Source organism: Chloroflexota bacterium (assembly GCA_018825785.1).
GTDB lineage: Bacteria > Chloroflexota > Dehalococcoidia > JACVQG01 > JAHKAY01 > JAHKAY01.
Genome location: JAHKAY010000020.1, coordinates 47733 through 67253, shown reverse-complemented (window position 1 = coordinate 67253; position 19521 = coordinate 47733). Strand labels below are relative to the sequence as shown.

The following is a 19521-nucleotide window of genomic DNA, read 5'->3' as shown; positions in this document are numbered from 1 at the left end:
GGGAACACCGGACCAATGCCACGCACGGGTCGACCACGGACCCGGAGGCTCGGCTGGCGAGAAAAGGGAGCGGCAAAGAAGCCAGATTATGCTTTGCCGGCCATGTGCTTATGGAAAACCGCACTGGCTAGGGTGGTCGACATCTCGCCTGATGTCACTGCCCTCGCTGAAGAACTCGAAGATGGGAGAACCCGAGAGCGTACGGTTCGCGACAATCAGCAGGTTGGCAAAGCGGCAGAAGCCATCATCGTTGAGATACTCCGTAGCAAGAAAGTAAAAAGATATCGAAACCACCGGGGTAGGCTCAGGCATAGCCGTGTGGCCTGAGCCTTCAGAGGGGTTCGATGCAGGAACCATGTCTCTGCCTCCGTACGAGATTGAGATCAAATTTACAACTGGCACTCGTGCGCGACTAAGTACGAAACAAGGCGAAGAAGCCAAGACCAAGCGAGCCGAATTCTTTGTCCTAGTGGTAAGCGGCTATGGCACGCTGAAAGACGCTCTGTTGAAGGAGTATCCGACCTACACGACTGAGCAGCAGAAGAAGGCAATCGCTAGCGCTATCGAGCAACGGAGCCGGCTGGTTGGCTGTCTGCATTCGAAGCTGGCGGATCCTCCAGCACCAGATGAGATAGAGCCCGACATAAACGGCTACTGGGTTAAAGAGGCCTTATAGTCTCACGGTGAAATGATCGAGGATTGGGTCCGAACGAACATCACCAAAGGAAAATAAAAGCCAATACTAGTACTTTCTTAAGCTCTGTCTACTAGAATCAAGTGGAGTCATCTGCCTAGCGGGATTCGAACCGAGCCATCAAAACACTAGTGGGAAGCTTTTCTCGAAGGTTTTACCTTTTGTACGGAATGGTGGGCCGAAGGGGATTCGAGTTAAACAAAAAGCCAGAATGTCACCACGCTGCTTGCCGGGCGGACCATGCAAGACGGCGCTAGCCACAGTGACCAGCAACGGACAAGGATGCCCGCCGGCTTGCTGTGTGGGCACTTGACTCCTCCTAGCCATCAGACGCAACATTGGACTCTGCACTAAGGAGAGGTGCCGATTTGATGTGGTGCTCCTACTCAGCTACAATGTGCTTCGGCCTATCCGTGAAGCAGGAGAAGCTGGCGCAGGCGATCGCTGAACGGATTTGGCTGATTGGATTTCAGGAGGTATCGTGTGGACGCAGTCAGAATCATACCGTGTCTAGATGTGAAAGATGGGAGGGTAGTCAAGGGGGTGAATTTCGTTGACCTGAGAGATGCTCGTGACCCCGTAGAGGCGGCCGAAGCCTATTGCCGAGAAGGGGCAGATGAGCTTGTGTTCTTGGACATTATGGCTACAGTGGAGAATAGGAAGACACGGTTGGAATGGGTAAGGAAGGTGGCCGATAAGGTCACGATCCCCTTCGCCGTGGGGGGTGGAATCAGCAGCACGGAAGACATGCAAGACCTTTTTGACCTCGGTGTGAGCAAGGTGTCCATCAACACCGCCGCGGTGAAGAACCCACAGCTTGTGACACGAGCTTCCAAAGAGTTCGGAAAAGGGAGGCTCGTTGTTGCCATCGACGGCAGAAAGAATCCGCCTGACAGCGGCCGTCCCAGACTGGAGGTGGTGGTCAAGAGTGGCACCGAGGCGACCGGGCTAGATATTGTCAAATGGGCGAAGAGAGTAGAGCAGCTGGGTGCAGGGGAGATTCTGCTCACCAGCAAGGATGCTGACGGAACCAAGCAAGGATATGACCTGGAGATGACAAGGGCCGTTGCCGAAGCTGTAGGCATACCAGTCATAGCTTCGGGCGGTGCGGGGAAGCTAGAGCACCTCTACGAAGCGGTCGCAATTGGGAAAGCAGCAGCTGTTCTGGCCGCTTCTATCTTCCACTTCGGGGAGATATCTGTATCTGAAGCCAAGAGGTACCTGAAGCAGAAGGGTATAGCTGTCAGAACATGAGGAGAACCGTGGTCCCATCGGTCGAGGATCCCCTCTTAGTACTTGGCCCTCGCTACGTCGCTGGACTCAGACAACCAGACAAACACTCACTCTATGGCCGAGTGGTAGCTTTGCAGCGATCTGACTCCTGACTTGCCTTGGCGATAGGCGGCGATGCCTTTGGCTGCGGCGGCGGCCGCCGCCAAGGTTGTGACGTATGGGATCTTGTATTTGACTGCGGTCTTGCGAATGTATGAGTCATCATGCTGGCCGAGCTTGCCGATTGGTGTGTTGATGACAAGTTGAATCTCCCGGTTGGCCATGGCATCCATGATATTGGGGCGACCTTCGTGGACCTTCAGTATGAGTTCGGATGGTATGCCGTGGCCAGCAAGGAAGGCCCGAGTGCCAACTGTAGCCTTAATCTTGAACCCGAGGTCAGCTAATGTTCTGGCAACGTCGAGCACCGCTGGTCGGTCTCTTGTTGAGACCGTGATCAAGACCGTCCCTTTGGTAGGGGGCAACTGTCCCGCAGCCTCCTGGGCCTTGAAATAAGCTAGGCCAAATGAGTCCGCGATTCCCAGCACCTCGCCTGTGGACTTCATTTCCGGCCCTAGAATGGGGTCCACCTCGGGAAACATGTTGAATGGGAAAACAGCCTCCTTGACTCCGAAGTGAGGGATTCTCCTATGCACGACGTTGAGGTCCTTCAGCTTCTTGCCCACCGCGAGCTGGGTAGCCAGCCGTGCCATGGACACGTTGCACACCTTGGAGACGAGCGGCACGGTGCGTGACGCCCTGGGGTTGGCTTCGAAGACGTAGACGACATCTCTGCATATGGCGAATTGTATGTTGATCAGTCCGACAACTCTGAGGTCCCTGGCAATCCTCTTGGTGTAATCGTTGATCGTGTCTATGTGCTTCTGCGGAAGACTGACTGGGGGCAAGACGCAGGCGGCATCTCCTGAGTGAACGCCGGCAAACTCTATGTGTTCCATGACCGCTGGCACGAAGGCATTGCCACCCTCAGCCAGTGCGTCAGCCTCGGTCTCAATGGCGTTCTCCAGGTATTTGTCAACGAGAATTGGTCGCTCAGGGGTAACGCCCACAGCTGCAACAACGTATTCACGGAGCATTTCCTCATCATAGACTATCTCCATCCCCCTTCCACCGAGCACATACGACGGGCGCACCATCAAGGGGTAGCCGATGCGCTTTGCGATTTCAAGTGCCTGTTCGAGCTTGGTGGCCATCCCGGATTCCGGCATTGGGATGCCTATCTTGTTCATCATGTCACGGAATCGCCCGCGGTCGTTGGCCAGGTCAATGTCGTCGTGCGATGTCCCGAGGATATGGAGTCCGGCCTCAGCCAGGTCACGGGATATGTTTAGGGGTGTCTGGCCGCCGAACTGGACTATAACCCCTTCCGGCTTCTCCTTCTCGTAGATGCTCAGGATGTCCTCAACGGTGACGGGCTCGAAATATAGCTTGTCGGACGTATCGTAGTCGGTGGAGACGGTCTCTGGGTTGCAGTTGACCATGATGGTCTCGTAGCCCATGTCACGGAGCGCCAAGGCGGCGTGTACACAGCAATAGTCAAACTCTATGCCCTGGCCAATGCGGTTCGGGCCAGCGCCCAGCACCATCACCTTCTTGCGGTCACTGGATGTCACTCTGTCCGGTGCGTTGTAAGTAGAGTAGTAGTAGGCCGCGTCGTCAACCCCGCTTACCGGGACCGCATCCCAGCCCTCCACCACGCCAAGGGACTTGCGCTTCTCGCGAATGTCCCTTTCCGGTATGCCGAGTATCAGAGAAAGGTACTTGTCTGAAAAGCCGTCCTTCTTCGCCTCTGTAAGCAGGTCATCTGGAAGCATTTGCCCCTTGTATTTGAGCATCTTCTCTTCCAGGCCGACCAATTCTCTCATCTGCTGGATAAACCATGGCTTAATGTAGGTCTTCTCAGACAACTGCTGGACATCTGCGCCCTTGCGGAGGGCTTCGTACATGATGAACTGGCGTTCGCTGGTCGGGTAATTCAGCAGTCTCATCAGTTCGTCAAGCGGTTTCTTGTCGAAGTCCTTGGCGAATCCCAGCCCGTAACGTCCGTTCTCCAATGAGCGAATGGCTTTTTGGAAGGCTTCCTTGTAGGTCTTCCCGATGCTCATAACTTCGCCCACAGCGCGCATCTGAGTTCCCAGTCTGTCTTGGGCGTTCCGGAACTTCTCGAATGCCCAGCGGGCGAATTTCACGACAATGTAGTCACCGTAGGGAGTGTACTTGTCAAGCGTGCCAGCACGCCAGTAGGGGAGTTCGTCAAGGGTAACGCCAGCGGCGAGCATCGTCGAAATCCGGGCGATGGGGAAGCCTGTGGCTTTTGACGCGAGTGCCGAAGAGCGAGAAGTCCTTGGGTTGATCTCGATGACCACAACGCGCCCCGTCTCCGGGTTGTGGGCGAACTGGATGTTGCAGCCGCCGATTACCTTGATTGTCTCCATGATGCGGTAGGAGTAGTCCTGAAGCCTGCCCTGCAACTCAGGGGCAATTGTCAGCATGGGAGCAACGCAGAAGGAGTCGCCAGTGTGCACGCCCATTGCGTCAACGTTTTCAATGAAGCACACTGTGATCATCTGGTTCCTGGCGTCCCGAAGCACCTCGAGTTCCAGTTCTTCCCAGCCCTCCACTGATTCCTCTATCAGTACCTGGCCGATGCGGCTGGTGGTGATTCCTCGGTTGACGATGGTGCGCAGTTCCTCCAAGTTGTAGGCAAGGCCGCCACCAGTCCCGCCCAGCGTGTAGGCAGGACGCACCACGACAGGCAGCCTCAGCTCTGTGGCGACTCTCTCTGCGTCCTGAACGCTGTAGACAGCCTCGCTTCTCGGCAGGTCAAGGCCAAGCATCATCATGGTATTCTTGAAGGCAATCCGGTCCTCGCCGCGACGTATGGCTTCAATGTCAACGCCGATAACACTTACTCCGTATTTTTCCAGCACACCTGCCTCCGCGAGCTCAGAGCTGAGGTTCAGGCCTGTCTGGCCGCCCAGGTTCGGCAGGATTGCGTCCGGGCGCTCCTTCTCGATTATCTTGGTAAGGCACTCCACCGTCAGCGGCTCAATATAGGTGATGTCGGCCATACCTGGGTCAGTCATGATGGTCGCTGGGTTGGAGTTCACCAGCATGACTTCGTAGCCCAGTGAGCGAAGGGCTTTGCAGGCCTGAGTCCCGGAGTAGTCGAACTCGCAGGCCTGTCCTATCACAATGGGGCCAGAACCGATTATCATGACTTTCCTGATGTCGCTTCGTTTTGGCATTTTAGTAAGTCCTGCTGCCCCTTTCTCCAATTCCGCTAGTGAGGATTGCCAGGATTCGAGTTCACGCAGACTCGTTTTCCGACTTGCTCGGATTGGGACGCCAACGAGAGTTCACGGTTGACCGGAATCATGCTTCAGACATGAAGGGAGCAACCAGGCACTCATTGATCTCATGCTCGCTGGCAACAGCACCCAGGAGCTTCTTCAAAGCGGCTACCAGTTCCCGGGAGGGGTCAGCAATGCCTTCCCCAAGCCTCACAAGCTCATCAAGTGAAATGTAGCTGAAGTCTCCCAAGACTCTGTCCGGCCTACGGCTCACATCTTGGTTTACCTCTCTAATCTGCTCTATGACATAGCCATAAGCTCGAATGCGATTCTCGCGTCGGCCTGTCACCCGGTGCTCCTTCTGGCTGACTCCAAGTCTCGGGCAATTATAGCACAGCGCGTCCGTCACGCCTTGGGTCTAGCAGCTGCCGTGTCTGTCGCTCAGGCGGTGCGGGGGCGCTGGTGAACGAGAGAAATTGGCAAGTGGAAATCCTGAGGCCGCATGAGTTTGCGGAAGACCTGCACCAAGAAATCAAGAAAGCACAGCCTATGGCCGTGCTTTTGGTTTGCGGCTACTTACCTCTGAACTTCTTGAGGAACCGTTCGGCTTTCTTTCTGGTGGCCGGGCGGGGACAGGCCAGGAGCCTTTGGGCAAAGGAGAGCATGAGCTCCCTGCTCCCGGAATGAGCAGAATACTGGCTGAAGGCGGAGACTACCTTGCCCCTGAGGATATGACGGCACTCATCGGTGGGGAGGGGTATTTCCTCCACCCGTAGGAGCTCCCTGGTAATCCTGTCTTCCAGAGCGGGTCTGGTTTTCACCACATTGGCTGAGCTGTCTATGACGTGGGCCGCAGTAATCAGACTTCCCTCATCAAGGAGACCGTAGAATTCCTGGAACAGGGTGCCGAACCTATTATCGGAATCAGCCGCCGCCAGGTTTGCCAATATATCTATGGCGTTCCACTTGAGGATATTGTTGCCGCTATCAAGGAGTTGCCCAAAGAAACCGAAGTGTGGATAGAGTATCTCTGGATGCTCCTCGCTAACGAGCTTCAGGACCTTGATTGACTTGAATCTGACGCCCGTTTCGGAAGAAGACACTGCCTGGAGCACATCAGGAAGCAGAGCGGTGTTCCCGGCAACGGCTTCCGCCAGCAGCTCCGCGTTATCCGCCTTGTTCCTGAGTTCTTCTTCCAGCGACTTCTTGTCCATCCGGCGACCTTTTTGGGGACGCTACTTGGCCGAAGGGTCCTCCTGGTAGATGCCGAAGGTATTGCCCTCGGTATCCAGGCAATAGGCATTCCAGCCGATACCCAGGATGGGCATCTTCGGAGTCAGCACTTTACCTCCGGCCGCCTTGACTGCCTTCATGGCTTCCCCCATTGAAGGGACGCCGATGGTGTTCACCGTAGCCAGTTTATCCTGGCGGCGCATGATGGCGCCGTTAATGCCCGGCTGGCTCTTCGGGCCGGTGTCAACCAGCCAGTACTCCATCGGGCCCGTCAATTCCTCCACCTTCCAGCCGAAAGCCTGGGTATAGAACTTCACCGCCCGTTCCGGGTCATCCGCATGAATCTCAAAATGCACTACTTTTGACATGGCTGTCCTCCTTTTCATCGGCCGCCCGTGTTTTGTCCTTAGTCTACGCGTTTCGGGGTCTCAAGAAAAGGGTCCGGGCGCTCGCCAGACGTTAACTGGGGACAGGGGGAGGTGGGTGGGCAGGGGCAGCGGTTGACATTTAGTCCCCTCTCTGGTAAATTCTGTCAGTATGGCTGAGAAGGCTGAAGAAAAGAAAGAGCGCGCTGAGCTGAAGGTCAGCAAGCGGGAGGTCCTGGGCAAGCAGGTGAAGAAGCTCAGGGAGCAGGGCATAATCCCTGCCAATCTCTACGGCCACGGGAAGCCCTCCCAGGCCCTCCAGGTGGAGGCTAAGGAGCTCCTCCGGGCCATCACCCAGACGGGGGGGGGTGGCCTGGTCTTCATAAAGATAGGGTCCCGGGGCCGGGCCCAGCCGGCTATTACCCGGGAGGTCCAGAGGCACCCCAGGACCAGCCGGCTCCTCCATGTGGACTTCCAGGCGGTCCTCCTTACCGAGAAGGTGCGGACCGAGGTCCCCCTCCACTTTGAGGGGGTGGCCCCCGGGGCCAGGGAGGGAGTCCTTATCCATGGGCTTTCGTCCCTCCCGGTGGAGGGCCTGCCTGAGGCCCTGCCCCATGCTATCGTTGTGGACGTCTCCAGCCTGGCCGCGGTGGGCCAGGTCATAAAGATAGTGGACCTCTCCCTGCCCAAGGGGGTTGCCTCCCTGCTGGACCCCGAGACGGTGGTGGCGAAGATAGAAGCCCCGGCCCGGGTGGAGGAGGTGGCCCCAGCCGCGCCGGTGGGGGTTGCCGGGGAGGAAGGGGAGAAGCCCGCCGCCGAGGAAGAAGAAGGGGAGACGGAGGAGGAGTAGCCTCTATCCCCTCTCCTTCCTGGCCGGAGGCTGCAGAGGTAAAAGAAGCAAAGTCCCCTTGCCTAGGGCAAGGGGACTTTAGTTGAGGAGACATTTGACCTCATCTTTTCTTAGCCTTGAGGGGGCCATCAGGGCCGTCGGTGCCCTGGATGAAGAGGCCATGGCCCTGGCCCAAGGGCGTCAGGGCCAGCTCACCAAGCCCCGGGGAAGCTTGGGCCGGCTGGAGGAGCTTTCCATAAAGCTGGCGGGCATCGTGGGCCAGGAGCGCCCCCGCCTTTCCCACAAGGCCGTCATCACCATGGCTGGGGACCACGGGGTGGTGGTGGAAGGCGTGAGCGCCTATCCCCAGGAGGTTACCCCCCAGATGGTCTATAACTTTCTCCGTGGAGGGGCGGGGGTAAATGTCCTGGCCCGGCACATTGGCGCCAGGGTCGTCGTGGTGGACATGGGGGTGGCCGCGCCACTGGAGTCTCATCCTCAGCTTGTCCTCAAGAAGGTGGCCCCAGGCACCAGGGACATGAGCAAAGGCCCCGCCATGAGCCGGAAGCAGGCCCTCCAGGCGGTGGAGTCGGGCCTTGAGGTTCTTGAAGAGGAGATGAGGAAAGGCCTGGACATCGTGGGCACGGGGGACATGGGCATCGGCAATACTACTGCCTCCAGTGCCATCGCTGCCGTTTTTACCGGGGAGCCGGTGGAGAGGCTCACGGGGCGGGGCACCGGCCTGGATGAAGCAGGTCTGGCCCGTAAGGTGGCTGTAATAAACAGGGCCCTCTCCGTAAATCAGCCTGTCCCCGGAGACCCGCTGGATGTGCTGAGCAAGGTGGGCGGTTTTGAGCTCGGGGGACTGGCCGGGGTGATGCTGGGGGCGGCTGCCCACCGCATCCCGGTGGTCATCGACGGCTTCATCTCCGGCGCTGCCGCCCTGATTGCCTGCGGGCTTTGCCCGGGCCTGAAGGATTCCCTCATCGCCTCTCATGTTTCGGCGGAACCCGGGCACCGGGTCATCCTCCGCCACCTGGGCCTCCGGCCTCTTCTGGACCTGGGGATGAGGCTGGGGGAGGGAACGGGGGCCTGCCTGGGCATCTTCCTCTGCGAGGCCGCCTGCCGGCTCCTGGACGAGATGGCTACCTTCGGTGAGGCCGGGGTCTCGGGGAAGCTGGATTGAGCTTCCTCACGGCCCTCGGCTTTCTCACCGTTATCCCCGTCGGCAGAGGGGCCAGCCCCCAGGCCCTGGGGCGCTCACTCCCCTTTTTCCCCCTGGTGGGCCTCCTTCTGGGCCTGCTACTGGCGGGGGCAGACCGGTTGCTGGGCTTTCTGCCCGGGGCCGTGGTCAACGGCCTGCTTCTGGTCATCCTTGCACTGGCCAGCGGGGGCCTGCACCTGGATGGATTCATTGATACCTGTGATGGCCTGGTGGAGATGAAAAAGCCCTCCCAGAGATGGGAGATAATGAAGGAGAGCCGGGTAGGGGGATTTGGCGTGATAGGGGCGGTGCTGCTCCTCCTGGTCAAGTATGCCGCTCTAGAGGACCTCCCCCAGCGCCTGGGGGCCCTCATCCTCATGCCCGTTATTGGGAGGTGGGTTGGGGTCCTGGCCATCTCCGCCTTCCCCTACGCCAAGCCCGAGGGCCTGGGCCGCACCTTCAAAGATGCGGCCCGCCCCGGCCATCTCCTCCTGGCCAGCCTCGTCACCCTGGCCCTTTCCCTCGCCCTCTTCCGCCTGGAGGGGCTGGCCCTGATGCTGGGAGTAGGGGTCCTGGTCTGGGGCTTTGGCCTTTATCTCAAGGGCCGCTTTGCCGGGCTGACAGGGGACAACTACGGGGCCTTGATAGAGGCGGGCGAGGCTATCTTTCTGCTGCTGGTTATCGCCTTCTCCCGTTGGAGCTGGGGATGAGGCTCTATCTGGCGAGGCACGGGGATACCGGGGCCATAGAGCGCTACTACGGCTCCACCGATATACCGCTCAGCCCGCGGGGCAAAGAGCAGGCTGAGCGGCTCCGGGACCGCCTTTCGGGGGAAAGGATAGCCCTGGTCTATTCCAGCGACCTCCAGAGGGCCCTCCACACTGCCAGGGTCGTCGCCTCCCCTCACGGCCACGAGCCCCTCCCCTGCCCCGAGCTGCGGGAGGTGGACTTTGGGGATTACGAGGGGCTTACCTTCTCCGAAATCGCTCAAAGGGACCCCCAGGCCCATCTTTCCTGGCGGGCCTCCGGCTACCGCTTCCCAGGTGGGGGGAGCCTGGGCGAGGTGGGCCAGAGGGTCCTGGCCTTCTCCGCCCGCCTGGGGGCCGAGAAAAGAGGGGAGGGGGTGCTGGTGGTGGCCCACAGCGGGCCCCTGAGATGGCTCCTCTGCCACCTGTTGGGGCTGGGCCCCGAGGGCTGGTGGCATATTCGCCCGGCCCCCGCCTCGCTGTCTCTCCTGGACCTGAAACCCCGGGGGACAGCTCTCCTTCTTCTCAACGACACCCGCCACCTTAAAGATGGGCCTTAGGGACGCTTCGGTTGGGGTACAGGGTATGAAACTGGTACTGATTTTGGGAGGTGTCCGTTCCGGGAAGAGCCATTTTGCAGTGAAACTGGCCTCGGGGATGCCCGGGCCGGTCCTCTTTCTGGCCACCGCTGCCCCCCTGGACAGGGAGATGAAGAAGCGGATTCAGGAGCACCGCCGGGCCCGCCCCCCCTACTTCAAGACCCTGGAGGTGCCCCAGGGGGTGGGTGAAGCCCTTCTCCAGGCGGGGGCTGGCTACAGGACCGTGGTCCTGGACTGTCTCACCCTGCTGGTGGCCAATGTCATAGGGGACCGGGTGCGGGGGGCCCAGGGGAGGGTGGAGGAGGAAATAGCCGGGCTTATGGAGGCCATAGACCGGCTGGGGGCCAGCTTTATTATCGTGAGCAACGAGGTCGGGATGGGGGTAGTACCCCCCACACCCCTGGGGCGGCACTACCGGGACCTCCTGGGCCGGGCCAACCAGGCCATAGCCCAGAAGGCCGACCGGGTATATCTTCTCGTGGCGGGGATGCCGGTCCTGATAAAGGGCTGACCCTGCTGCACCTTCCAGGTCTACCATGGGCACGTGGACATCTACCAGGAGCCGGTGGTCTACCAGATGCTCCTGAAAAACGGGAGCTGGACCCCCGAGGAGCTGGTGGATAGCATCCCGAGCACCATCGGCAAGGGAAGGTCAAGGGAGTTACCCCCCGGCTTCTAGAGCAGCAGGGCCTTGTCAATTCTGCTATAAATGCGGCTACCCTGACGCAGTGATATAATTGCCCGAACTTGCGTGACCTCGGCACGGGGACTGGAGGCAGAAGATGAACATGACCGGGAGGGCATAAGGAGGGACCATGGGGGACAAGTTTCAGGCCGATGCGGTGACCCGGAGGGCCCTCGAACTCATGCACAAAGGCTTCCATTGTGGCCCCGCGGTTATGACCGTGTGTCAGGAGACCTTCAAATGGCCGGAGAAGGCCAACTGGGCGGCTATCAACTTCATGACCGGAGTCGGTGGCTACCAGTTCGCCCCCTGCGGTAGCCTGTCCGCTGCAGCGGCGGCTCTAGGAATGATGTTTGGCAAGGACACTGGCACGCGGGAGCAGGCCAGGGAGGCCAGAAGGAAGTCCCGGAGCGCTGCTCGGCGCGTCTTTGAAGACTTCCGGCGGGAATTTGGCAGTACCGTGTGCCGTGGGCTGGTCAAGGTGGACTTCGACCAACCTGGGGCCTTTGAGAAGTTCGTAGACGAGGGCGGCTTTGAGCAGAAGTGCGACCGATATGTGTCCTGGGTGGTCAACAGGCTGCTCAATGTCGCGCAGGAGGAAGGCGTACAGCCCGCTGCGACTACCACTTAACTATCTAGCTGTCCTGCTCACCGAGACAGACATCTGAAGGTCTGAAGTTGTCTGGTTCCAGACACTCAATGTATATGTTCCAGGAATAGCCGCAAAGAAACTTGTGCTGGCTCCTCCCTGCGCGTAGGCAATCTGTCCCGCAATATAGTCGTCGTTCGGGTCATACACATCAAAACCTGCAGCCTGTGCCTGCGGGAGTGCAGCGACTGCCCCCAGCCTGACGGAAATCAGGTCAAGATAGTTTGCAGCAATCGCAGACTCGTAGTATTGCCCCGCCGGCACAGTGACCGTACCCGTGACGGCAACCGGAGAACCTGACCAGGGCAGAGCTCCTCCCGTTCCTGCCGGCCCTTGGGGTCCCGGAGGGCCTGCCGGTCCTGTAGCGCCTGTAGCGCCGGCTGGCCCAGCTGGCCCCTGCGGCCCTGTAGGCCCAGCCGGTCCCCTCTCACCCTGGGGCCCCTGCGCGCCCGTCAGCCCCGCCGGGCCCTGGGTACCCGCAGGTCCCGCGCAAGCGAGAGCGCCGAACAAGAGCAACGACACTACCACGCCTACCAAAACTGACCTGTTCATCTTGGCCTCCTTCTCTCCCAGAAATCCTGCACTTCCTCTTCTCTTCCGGGCCTGTCCCTGCCGGGATGACCAGGGGTAATGGGGCCGGCAGAGGGACCGGGCCCGGGCCTTCAGGGGCAGGCCCCAGATGCCGGTACACCTGGCGAATGGGCAAGCTGCCCGCTTGAGTAGATTTGCCACCCGGTCATGAGGCAGACTGCCGGCCAAGGCAGACGACGAAGGCATCCCAATCGCCGGCGTTTGTCTGGCCGGGCAGCGTGCCCATTGTATGGCCCGCAACGACAGTGTTCCCCATCCCGTCCACCGCTACCCCCAAGGCCTCATCCGGAGCAGCGGAGCCGAACTGAAGGGTCCAGAGCTCTATGCCCTCCGGGCTGAACTTCCGCACAAAGGCGTCATCTTGGCCGATGGGGGTCCGGCCTGGCAGCGCGCCATACACCCGGCCAGCCACGATGATGTTCCCCATCCCGTCTACGGCCACCCCCAAGGCCTCGGAAGTCAGGGCTGAGCCAAACTGGCGGGTCCACAGCTCTGCTCCCTCCGGGCTGAACTTCCGCACAAAGGCATCATCGTAGCCAGCCCGGGTCTGTCCGGGCAGTGAGCCCATTGTACTGCCCGCCACGATGATGTTCCCTGCCCCGTCCACCGCCACCCTGGTGGCCACATCCGGAGCTGGAGAGCCAAACTGGCGGGTCCACAGCTCCGTTCCATCGGGGCTGTATTTCTGCACGAAGGCATCCCAGGAGCCCGCGCTGGTCTGGCCGGGCAGTGTGCCCTGTGTTCGGCCCGCCACGACGATATTTCCTGACCCGTCCAATGATACGCTCCAGACTCTGTCTGAAGCGGCGGAGCCGAACTGGCTCGTCCACAGCTCGGCGCCCTCGGGACTCAGCTTCTGCACAAAAGCATCTTCGCCGCCAGCGCTGGTCTGGCCGGGCAGTGCGCCACTGGCTGCGCCAGCCACTATAATGTTCCCCGACAAGTCCAAGGCCACCCCAAAAGCCCAATCCGAATCGGCGGAGCCGAACTGGTGCGTCCACAGCTCTACGCCGTCGGGACTAAGCCTCCGCACATATGCGTCATCCAGGCCAGCGCCGGTCTGGCCGGGCAGCTCACCCTGTACATGGCCGGCGAGGATGATGTTTCCTGCCCCGTCCACTGCCACTGCCAGAGCCCCAACCGAAACGGAGTTGGTGAACTGCAGGGTCCACATCTCTGCGCCAGTTGGGCTGAGCTTCCGCGCATAGCCATCCCAATAGCCGCCCAAAGTCTGGCCGGGCAGGGCGCCCTGTGTAGCGCCCACAACGATGATGTTCCCTTCCCCATCCACTGCCAGCGCATTGCCCCTGTCCAAAGCGGGGGAGCCGAACTGGTGAGTCCACTCTGCAACAGGGACTGCTGCAGCCGTGGGCGCAGGCCCTGGCGTGGGTGCTGGGGTCGGCACGGGTGTTGGAGTCCGTGGGGGTGTCGTAGCGGCCGTGGCTGTTGGGGAGGCAATGGGGGTAGGGTTGTGAGTGGGGGCGGTGGTGCGGGGAGTACATCCGGCCAGAGCAAGCAAGAGGAGAACCCCGGTTGCCCCGGCCAGGCGATAGCCAGCACTACTCCTCATACTTCCCCCTTCTTGCCTCTGGAAGACAAGCTATGGCCTTGAAGCTCTGTCCGTGCTTCCCTACAATGGTTTTGGAAAAGGTCGGCAGTGTTGGAAACACCTTGTGCGTCCTCAATCATAATGGCCGAATATTAAGAAGTCATTAAGATTTGAGGGGAACGTTATGGTTTTTCACCAACCCCAGCGATATGGTCAAACGCGTTCCACAAGAGTAGGGGACTCTATGGCATCGTATGAGAGGTAGTACTAGTATCCCTTCATCATTCTAATGGGCATTGGTGGGTGAGTGTTGCATTTCATTATGGTTTGACAGACCGCCAATTCCATGATACTCTATAGGCACCGGTTAGAGGTTTGCAAGTCCCAATCTGCGGAAGTTCTCACAAGCTGCCCAGGCCATGGATGACCAAACTGGAGCCGAGTCATATAGAAAGGAGGTCATCCATGAGCTTTGTTGACAAGAGCCTGACGTGTGCGGACTGCGGCACCAGTTTCAGTTTCAGTGCCTCCGAGCAGGAGTTGTTCGCTAGCAGAGGCTACACCAATGAGCCCAAGCGCTGTATGGAGTGTCGAGAGACCAGGAGACAACAGCGTGGTGGTTCGTCTGCTGCCCCGAATAGCTACGGCTACCAAAGGGTCATGCATTCTGCCGTCTGCGCGTCCTGTGGGAAAGAGGCGCAGGTACCGTTCGAGCCACGAAACGGGCGACCAGTCTACTGTAGCGACTGCTACTCCCGGGTAAGAGTCACCTCAGGCGGCCGCTAGAAGCGACGCAAAGGCAAGAGGGGCGGCCCCGCTGGGGTCGCCCCTCACTTTTTGTTGCAGGCCGACAGGCTAGTGCCAGGATACCCAACCCATAGCCGACGCGTTACGAGATAGCCAACCGCAGGAGAGTTGGGGGCAATGAGGCAATTGCGAGGAACGTCGCCTCGAGACGCTCAACTACTTCATAGCGGGAAGTGCCACAGAACCTATTGGCGTTTCCGGGCTTGAATGTGCTGCCATCTCCCCGCCGGGTCACTGTGTGCTATTTTTTGGCTGATTCCCTGGCGTAATCCACCATGCCTTGAAAGTCAACTACAACTGCGGGTTCATTGCCAACAACCCAGGCGTCATGTCCCGGTGGAAGCAAGGAAACATCACCGGCTCTTAAGTCTCTCTCTGTGCCATCGTCCATAACAACATGTAATGTTCCTGAGACGTGGTACTGGAAGTGGGGAGCCTCGCAGGACTTGGTCTTGGCTATTGGCTGGACATGCTTTGACCACTTGAATCCTGGCTGGAATACTGCTCGTCCGACTGTGGCACCGCCGATTTTCACCAGGTCCAGCTTTCCTTTTTCAAACTGTCTCACTTCATCCGGGGAGCTGAAATTTCTGACTTCCATTTTCGCCATCTTGCCCTTATCTCCTTACCTGTGTTAGCTGCATTTTATCGGTTGTCATAAAGAACATAGGCGGTCCAAGTGAAGGCGCGGTTCTCTTCTCACCATTTCCCTATTCCCTGGTGGTTTCCTGGAAGCCGACCCGGCGCTCCCGGAAGCGGTTGGAGGGGTCGGGCTGGGGCACCGCCTCGAGGAGGGCCCGGGTGTAGGGGTGCTGAGGCTGGGTGATGACCTGAGAGGTGGGGCCGGTCTCTACAATTTTTCCCCGGTACATGATGGCGATGCGGGGGGCAAACTGGCGCGCGGTGCTCAGGTCGTGGGTGATGTAGATGAAAGTCAGCTTGTGGCGGTGCTGGAGCTCCCGGAAGAGGGAGAGGAGCTCGGCCCGGCTGGAGGCATCCAGCAGGGACACGGGCTCGTCGGCCACGATGAGCCGGGACCGGAGGACCAGACACCGGGCTATGGCTACCCGCTGGCGCTGGCCGCCGGAAAGCTGATGGGGGAACTTCAAGGAAAACTCTTTCACCGGGATAAGCCGCACCTCCTCCAGCGCTTGATAGACCAGCTCCCGGCGTTTCTCTCTGTCTCCTATCCGGTGGATGATAAGGGGTTCCTCCACCGTGTCAAAGACCCGCATGAAGGGGTCCAGGCTGGAGAAGGGGTCCTGGAAGATGCCCTGGGCCTGCTGGCGGAACCATTTCAGCCGGCCCTCGGGCAGGCGGGCGATGTCTGTCCCGTCAAATAAGACCTGTCCCGAGGTGGGGCGGAGGAGGCGGAGGCTTACCCGGGCCAGGGTGGTCTTGCCACTGCCCGACTCCCCCACTATCGCCACCGTCTCCCCTTCGTCCAGGCTGAGGGAGACCCCGTCCAGGGCGGTTACGGGCACGAAGCCGAAGAGCCCCTTCCTGGCCTGATAGACCATCCTGATATCCTCCAGGGCCAGCAGGGGTTTCATCGCAGCAGAAGCCAGCACCGGGCCCGGTGCTCATTGGCGGGGAAGGGTGGAGGGGACTCCACCCGGCAGCGGTCAAAGACATATGGGCAGCGGGGGTGGAACCGGCAGCCGGGAGGGGGGTTGGTAAGGTCGGGCGGCGAACCCGAGATGAACTCCGGCTCCTTCTCCTCCATGAGCAGGGGCACTGCCGCCAGCAGTTTCTGGGTGTAGGGGTGGCCCGGCCGGAGCAAGACCCCGTCGGCTCCCCCGGTCTCCACCACCTCCCCGGCATACATCACCGCAATCCGGTCGCAGAGGTCGCTGGAGAGGGCAATATCGTGGGTGATAAAGAGGATACCCAGGCTTAGCTCCCGCTTGAGACGCTTGAGCAGGTTCATCACCTCGGCCTGGACGATGACGTCCAGGGCTGAGGTGGGCTCATCCAGGATAATGAGCTGGGGGTGGAGGACCAGGGCCATGGCGATGAGGGCCCTCTGCTTCATCCCCCCGCTCAGCTCGTGGGGATAGCGGTCAAAGGTCCGGGCCGGGAGCATCACTGCATCCAGGAGGGCCATTGACTGCTTTTCTGCTTCCTTGCGTCCCACCCTTCTCTGGAGGAGGGGCTCAATTATCTGTTCCCCCACCTTCAGGACAGGGTTGAAGGACTCCATGGCCCCCTGGAAGACCATGGCCAGCTTCTCCCACCGGAAATGTCGGCGGAACTCCCCTTCGTCCAGCCGGGAGCATTCTACCCCGTTCAGGAGCACCCGGCCGGAGAAATGGGACACATTGCGGGGCCGGAGGCGCATCAGGGCCAGGGCCACACTGCTTTTCCCCGAGCCCGATTCCCCCACCAGGCCCAGGGCGGTGCCCGCCTCCACGGAGAAGGATACCCCGTCCACTGCCCGGACCTCCCCGCTCGCCCCCTGGTAGTGGAGCTTGAGCCCCTCTACCTCCAGGAGTGGCATCTAGAACCGGCTCCTCAACCGGGGGTTGACCACGGGTTCCAGGCCGAGGACCAGGAGCATAAAGGTCATGGCGGTGAGGACGATAAGGAGCCCGGGGGGCAGGACCCACCACCAGTAGCCTACATACACCGCACCGGTGCGGAAGCCCTGCTCCAGAATCTGTCCCCAGGTAGGGATGGAGGGGTCCCCCAGCCCCAGAAAGCTGAGCCCCGCCTCGGCCAGGATAGCGGATGGGGTTATGAAGATGAGCTGGGCCAGGATGAAGGGGGCCACCTGGAAGAAGAGATGACGGAACATAATCCGCCACCGGGAGGCCCCCAGGGACTGGGTGGCCTCTACCAGTTGCCCGGAGCGGAGCTGGAGGACCATGGACCTGGTGACAATGGTCAGTCCGGGCCAGCCGAAGGCCACCAGGATGACCAGCACCAGCCACAGCTTCTGCCCCAGGATGAAGATGAGAAAGATGAGGATGGGGAGGAGTGGGATGTTCACCAGAATATCGCAGGAGCGCTGGATGAGGGTGTCCACCCGGCCCCCGCTGAAACCGCTCAGCATCCCCAGGAAGGCCCCGATGGCGGTGACCAGGAGGGCTGTGGAGAGGCCGATGATGAGGCTTACCGGGAAGCCGAACAGGAGCCCCGAGGCTATGTCCCGCCCCACGGCATCGGTGCCCATAGCACCAAAGCTGGAGCCCCCCACCACCAGCTTCACCTGGCCTACCTGGTCCCTGGGGTCTGGTGTCAGGACCTGGACGGTGATGGTGTAGTTTCCCTGAAGGGGACGGAAGCCCTCCCCCTGGGGGATGCCGAAGAGCACCCCCTCAACCTTCCCCAGGAGCTCGGGCGGGCCCACCTGGAGGCCAAACTCCTGCGAGAGGAAGCGGGAGGTGGACCGGAGGAGGCCCTCATCCCGGGAGAGGAGGAGGCGGTTGGGTGTATCCTGGAACCGGGCCATGGGGGAGACCTCCCCCGGCCTGGGCCCGGGGAGGGAATAGGAGAACAGGCCCACCTCTTTGCCATCGGGCCGGCCGAGCCGGAGGGAGAGGAGGGGCGGGTCCGTGTAGTAGAGGACATCGCCGAGGGAGAGGGAGAGGAAGGTGGGCACTTCCTGGGGGCCCAGGGAGAAGGGGAAGGTGTAGAAGCGGGCTTCCCTTTCCCCGGCGGGGGTTACAGAATCGGGGCGGGCCCTTTCCCAGACCCGATGGGGAGTTGTGTCTGTCCCCAGGAGATTGACCCAGCGGGGCGGGGCACTCTTGGGATTATCGGCCCAGTAGGCGGGGTTGTTCCAGCGGGAGAGGCCGAAGTCGTGGGGATAGGTTGCCACCACATAGAGGGAAATGGCTACCAGGGCCAGGAAGAAGGCCAGGCCCACCCTCCCCGAGCCACTGCTGAGGAGAACCTTCCAGATTTCCCTGGGCATGGTTAGCTGTACCTCACCCTGGGGTCCAGGGCTATGTAGAGGACCTCAAGTAGGAAGCGGGCCGCCACATAGATAAGGGCGAAGATGAAGGTGAGGGCGATGATGACCCCTTCGTCGGCGGCCATGACGGCATCGTAGTAGAGACGGCCCATCCCGGGCCAGTTGAAGATGGTCTCGGTGAGGATGGCCCCGCCCAGGGAACCGGCCAGCCCTAGGATAAGATTGGTGAGGATAGGGGGGGCGGCCACCCGCAGGATGTAACGGCGCTGGACTGCGCTCTCGGGCAGGCCCTTGGCACGGGCCACAGTGACAAAGAACTCCTGGGCTGTATTGAGCACCATGGTGCGCACGGTGTAGACCCAGGACCCCAGCGACACCAGCACCAGGGTCAGTACTGGCAGGGTGGCATGCCAGGCCAGGTCAAGGAGCCTGGCCCACCTCTCTTCAGGGGGGGGCAGGCTGTAAAGTCCCCCGGAGGGGAAGAACCGGAATTTGAAGGCGAAGAGCAGGATGAGCAAGATGCCCAGCCACCAGCTGGGTAGAGCGTGAGAGACCGCGGAAAGATAGGAAAGAAGGCGGTCCACCCGGCTGGTAACCCGGGTGGCTAGGCTTACGCCGATGAAGAGCCCCAGGAGGGCAGTAATAACCGTAGCGGTAGTGACCAGCGCCAGGGTAAGGGGGAGGCGTTCCCTGACGATATCAGCCACCCGGGCGCTACCGGCGAAGCTGCGCAGGGTGCGGGCTTCACCCAGGTCCAGGCTCACCACCCGCCAGGCGGTGCTGGGGAGGCGGTAATACCAGGGGCGGTCCAGCCCGTAGAAGCCGACAAGCTCTTCCCGCCGCCCCTCCAGCGCTGTCTCAAGTTGAACCGGGTCCCGGATGGTCCGGGCCAGGGACTCCCTGATGCCCTTCATCTCCTCCCGGATCACTGCCTGGAGGATACTGTCGGAAAAGCCGGTGGCCCCCAGGGTGACCACCACCAACAGCAGGACCACCACCAGCACCCCCAGGAGGGTGGCCGCCCGAGCTGCCAGGGTGAGGAGCATACCTTAGTTAGCCCCGGAG

The 19521-nt window shown here is 60.6% G+C and carries 19 protein-coding genes and 1 pseudogene; 10 read left to right on the top strand and 10 right to left on the bottom strand.

The genetic code is table 11. The features are described 5' to 3' along the window. The 3 genes and pseudogenes from KJ624_03675 to hisF all read left to right on the top strand — a co-directional run bounded on the left by KJ624_03675 (window position 1) and on the right by hisF (window position 1948). A pseudogene (locus KJ624_03675) lies at window positions 1-128 on the top strand (IS5/IS1182 family transposase). A 377-nt stretch (window positions 129-505) separates the two neighbouring features. Continuing rightward, complete coding sequence (locus tag KJ624_03670; GenBank protein MBU2008936.1) at window positions 506-676, top strand: hypothetical protein; 171 nt, start codon at window positions 506-508, stop codon at window positions 674-676. A 501-nt stretch (window positions 677-1177) separates the two neighbouring features. Beyond that, window positions 1178-1948 (top strand): imidazole glycerol phosphate synthase subunit HisF, encoded by a 771-nt coding sequence (gene hisF, locus KJ624_03665; protein MBU2008935.1) that lies wholly within the window; start codon window positions 1178-1180, stop codon window positions 1946-1948. Between the two features lie 86 nt (window positions 1949-2034). On the opposite strand, the gene carB is transcribed toward hisF, so the two are convergent. From carB to KJ624_03645, 4 genes are all read right to left on the bottom strand, one after another. Beyond that, window positions 2035-5235, bottom strand: a complete 3201-nt coding sequence (gene carB, locus KJ624_03660; protein ID MBU2008934.1) for a carbamoyl-phosphate synthase large subunit — start codon at window positions 5233-5235, stop codon at window positions 2035-2037. A 127-nt stretch (window positions 5236-5362) separates the two neighbouring features. Beyond that, the gene (locus KJ624_03655; GenBank protein MBU2008933.1) at window positions 5363-5629 is read right to left on the bottom strand and encodes a hypothetical protein; all 267 of its coding nucleotides are present in this window, start codon (window positions 5627-5629) and stop codon (window positions 5363-5365) included. A 223-nt stretch (window positions 5630-5852) separates the two neighbouring features. Further along, the gene (locus KJ624_03650; protein MBU2008932.1) at window positions 5853-6494 is read right to left on the bottom strand and encodes a hypothetical protein; all 642 of its coding nucleotides are present in this window, start codon (window positions 6492-6494) and stop codon (window positions 5853-5855) included. A 21-nt stretch (window positions 6495-6515) separates the two neighbouring features. Further along, entirely contained in the window at window positions 6516-6881 is a 366-nt protein-coding gene (locus KJ624_03645; protein ID MBU2008931.1) for a VOC family protein, read from the bottom strand. A 169-nt stretch (window positions 6882-7050) separates the two neighbouring features. On the opposite strand from KJ624_03645, the gene KJ624_03640 reads away from it, so the two are divergent. From KJ624_03640 to KJ624_03615, 6 genes are all read left to right on the top strand, one after another. Further along, window positions 7051-7728, top strand: coding sequence for a 50S ribosomal protein L25 (locus tag KJ624_03640; protein ID MBU2008930.1), 678 nt, complete (start codon window positions 7051-7053; stop codon window positions 7726-7728). Window positions 7729-7888: 160 nt separating this feature from the next. Then, a complete protein-coding gene (gene cobT, locus KJ624_03635; protein ID MBU2008929.1) occupies window positions 7889-8893 on the top strand; it encodes a nicotinate-nucleotide--dimethylbenzimidazole phosphoribosyltransferase in 1005 nt (334 codons plus the stop codon). Next, window positions 8890-9621: an adenosylcobinamide-GDP ribazoletransferase gene (cobS, locus tag KJ624_03630; GenBank protein ID MBU2008928.1), complete on the top strand. Its 732-nt coding sequence runs from the start codon at window positions 8890-8892 to the stop codon at window positions 9619-9621. Before cobT ends, cobS begins: the two co-directional genes overlap by 4 nt. Next, window positions 9618-10217, top strand: coding sequence for a histidine phosphatase family protein (locus KJ624_03625; protein MBU2008927.1), 600 nt, complete (start codon window positions 9618-9620; stop codon window positions 10215-10217). The genes cobS and KJ624_03625 overlap by 4 nt, the downstream gene beginning before the upstream one ends. Before the next feature lie 25 nt (window positions 10218-10242). Beyond that, window positions 10243-10767 carry a bifunctional adenosylcobinamide kinase/adenosylcobinamide-phosphate guanylyltransferase gene (cobU, locus tag KJ624_03620; GenBank protein MBU2008926.1) on the top strand — a complete coding sequence of 175 codons (525 nt, stop codon included), beginning with the start codon at window positions 10243-10245 and terminating at the stop codon, window positions 10765-10767. A 304-nt stretch (window positions 10768-11071) separates the two neighbouring features. Further along, the gene (locus KJ624_03615; protein MBU2008925.1) at window positions 11072-11572 is read left to right on the top strand and encodes a C-GCAxxG-C-C family protein; all 501 of its coding nucleotides are present in this window, start codon (window positions 11072-11074) and stop codon (window positions 11570-11572) included. A gap of 754 nt (window positions 11573-12326) precedes the next feature. Here the strand turns inward: KJ624_03615 and KJ624_03610 are convergent. Beyond that, window positions 12327-13751 (bottom strand): SBBP repeat-containing protein, encoded by a 1425-nt coding sequence (locus tag KJ624_03610; GenBank protein MBU2008924.1) that lies wholly within the window; start codon window positions 13749-13751, stop codon window positions 12327-12329. Between the two features lie 444 nt (window positions 13752-14195). On the opposite strand from KJ624_03610, the gene KJ624_03605 reads away from it, so the two are divergent. After that, window positions 14196-14516 carry a zinc-ribbon domain containing protein gene (locus tag KJ624_03605; protein ID MBU2008923.1) on the top strand — a complete coding sequence of 107 codons (321 nt, stop codon included), beginning with the start codon at window positions 14196-14198 and terminating at the stop codon, window positions 14514-14516. A gap of 262 nt (window positions 14517-14778) precedes the next feature. On the opposite strand, the gene KJ624_03600 is transcribed toward KJ624_03605, so the two are convergent. The 5 genes from KJ624_03600 to KJ624_03580 form a co-directional block, all read right to left on the bottom strand. Further along, complete coding sequence (locus KJ624_03600) at window positions 14779-15147, bottom strand: cupin domain-containing protein (GenBank protein ID MBU2008922.1); 369 nt, start codon at window positions 15145-15147, stop codon at window positions 14779-14781. Window positions 15148-15247: 100 nt separating this feature from the next. After that, complete coding sequence (locus tag KJ624_03595) at window positions 15248-16108, bottom strand: ATP-binding cassette domain-containing protein (protein MBU2008921.1); 861 nt, start codon at window positions 16106-16108, stop codon at window positions 15248-15250. Further along, window positions 16087-17037 carry an ABC transporter ATP-binding protein gene (locus KJ624_03590; protein MBU2008920.1) on the bottom strand — a complete coding sequence of 317 codons (951 nt, stop codon included), beginning with the start codon at window positions 17035-17037 and terminating at the stop codon, window positions 16087-16089. Before KJ624_03590 ends, KJ624_03595 begins: the two co-directional genes overlap by 22 nt. Next, window positions 17038-18456: an ABC transporter permease gene (locus KJ624_03585; protein MBU2008919.1), complete on the bottom strand. Its 1419-nt coding sequence runs from the start codon at window positions 18454-18456 to the stop codon at window positions 17038-17040. A gap of 2 nt (window positions 18457-18458) precedes the next feature. Continuing rightward, window positions 18459-19502: an ABC transporter permease gene (locus KJ624_03580; protein MBU2008918.1), complete on the bottom strand. Its 1044-nt coding sequence runs from the start codon at window positions 19500-19502 to the stop codon at window positions 18459-18461. Window positions 19503-19521 lie beyond the last annotated feature (19 nt).